This is a genomic window from Microcoleus sp. Pol17C6 (genome assembly GCF_036701145.1).
Taxonomy (GTDB): domain Bacteria; phylum Cyanobacteriota; class Cyanobacteriia; order Cyanobacteriales; family Microcoleaceae; genus Microcoleus.
Genome location: NZ_JAUBQH010000080.1, coordinates 1 through 1,707, shown reverse-complemented (window position 1 = coordinate 1,707; position 1,707 = coordinate 1). Strand labels below are relative to the sequence as shown.

The 1,707-nt window shown below is 47.9% G+C and carries 2 protein-coding genes and 1 pseudogene; 2 read left to right on the top strand and 1 reads right to left on the bottom strand.

Features of this window, described 5'->3' with window-relative positions; translation table 11 throughout:
* Positions 1-422, top strand: a pseudogene (locus QUA25_RS26010) (hypothetical protein); the annotation flags it as partial.
* A gap of 185 nt (positions 423-607) precedes the next feature.
* Here QUA25_RS26010 and QUA25_RS26005 read toward each other — a convergent pair.
* On the bottom strand, positions 608-880 hold the full coding sequence (locus QUA25_RS26005) for a hypothetical protein (protein WP_333042283.1): 273 nt from the start codon (positions 878-880) through the stop codon (positions 608-610).
* Between the two features lie 390 nt (positions 881-1,270).
* On the opposite strand from QUA25_RS26005, the gene QUA25_RS26000 reads away from it, so the two are divergent.
* Positions 1,271-1,444: a hypothetical protein gene (locus tag QUA25_RS26000; RefSeq protein WP_333042282.1), complete on the top strand. Its 174-nt coding sequence runs from the start codon at positions 1,271-1,273 to the stop codon at positions 1,442-1,444.
* Positions 1,445-1,707 lie beyond the last annotated feature (263 nt).

Here is a 1,707-nt window from a genome sequence, read left to right as displayed (position 1 = left end):
AGTCTTACTTTGAGGCGAGCGCTGCCTGTAATTCTGCTTTACTTATTGCACCGGATTATATCTGTGCTCTCAACAAGAAAGGGAATGGGCTGTTAAGTCTGGGTGAATTGCAAGCACAGCTAAGTGAATTTGAGGCGGCAAAACAGTCTTACTCAGATGCGATCGCTGCTTACAATAGAGCTTTACTTATTGCACCGGATGACATCATTGTCCTCAACAACAAAGGTATTGCACTGAGAATACTGGGTGATTTACAAGCAACATTATCTGAGCAACAGGAAGCACTCAAGAATTGGCAAAAGGCACTGGAAATGTTTAATCGATCTTTAGCCATTGCTCCTAACAACGATCTGGTTCGCAATAGCCGCGACGCGCTGCAACAACTTCTCGATAATTTGGGTAAGGATAGTCTCAGCATTTAGCTCAATCGCAAGGAGTAAAGACGCGGCATTAAGGAGGAGGAGGTGTCCAGTTAACTTAAACCGAAAGGCTGCCAGGGAATGAATTCCACGGGACTTTTGCTTTGAGGCAGGGGTTTCAACCCCTGCCGGACTCAGGGCTGAGCGTTAAAGGCCCGCCCTCGAATTTAGCTACTTAACCTTGGAGCTTACCGCCCAGATTTTCTCGGCGATGTACCATCAGCCGCTCGCTTCCGACGGATCAGCACGCTCATCACCTGCTTCGGATTAGCGGCACGCTGTACGGGACTCCAATCGCCCACTTCTGCAAATCCCAGCCGGTACAAAGTGAGTATGGTTTCCCGGACACCCTTGGGCGAACCGACAACCGTTAACAGCACCACTTCCTGTTCGCATACTGCTGCTGAGTCGTCATTTGGGCATTGGGATTTGTTGTCGTCAGGCACGAATTCCTGGGACATAATATGTTCTCCTGGTTTTGGGTTTTCTAGAAAAACCCAAAAACCCAGCCGCCCCGCATTTCAACACATAGCAGGGCGGCTACAGAGGATGTTAAGATACTCCGTTAGCCTCCAGACTGCTTGTACCAGTTTGGCGGTTAGCTGTCCATTGCTGTTAGCGCAGCTTTGGGCAGTGCAACTAGATTTTTGGGCGACGCGGGCTGCCTCCTCTACAAGCAAGCAACCTCTCACTTCAAAGCGTAGCCGCAGAGGGGGCCAGCCGTCAACCGATTTTAGATTTTAGATTTAGGATCTTAGATTTTGGATTTACTCGTTACCAGCGTCAGCGGCTGGAAACCAGTTAGTTGGGCCGAAATGCTAAATTAAAAGTAATGTTGCTTTAGTAAAACCATGTCCAAACGACTCACCATTGCCCAAGCACAGCAGCAGCTTCCAAACCTACCGCAAGAACTTATCAATGAGCCTATCATCATCACTCAAGATGGCGTTCCCGTTATGGCTGCAATCAGCTACACGCATTTGACTGAACTGTTAGAAACCTTAGATATTCTCACCGATACATAATTCGTTACCAAATTGCGCCAAAGCATCACCCAAGCCCGCCAAGGCGAAACTATTTCCTGGGAAAATGCCAAAGCAAAATTGGGACTATGAATCACGAAGATTCAGGACACGGCGCCCTGTCTATTTGTATCAACTTAAGCTGCGAACGTACTCATAGACTGCTGCTTTTCTCCGAGGCCAGATCCCCTGACAGGTGTAGGTTTTTTACGACCGGGTAGTATAAAGTCAATTAAACCAGGCGAAAATAAGGGTGATTCAACGAA

Bases quoted from the DNA above. Each gene is read 5' to 3' on its own strand.
- QUA25_RS26005 (WP_333042283.1), bottom strand. From the start codon at position 880: ATGTCCCAGGAATTCGTGCCTGACGACAACAAATCCCAATGCCCAAAT.
- QUA25_RS26000 (WP_333042282.1), top strand. From the start codon at position 1,271: ATGTCCAAACGACTCACCATTGCCCAAGCACAGCAGCAGCTTCCAAAC.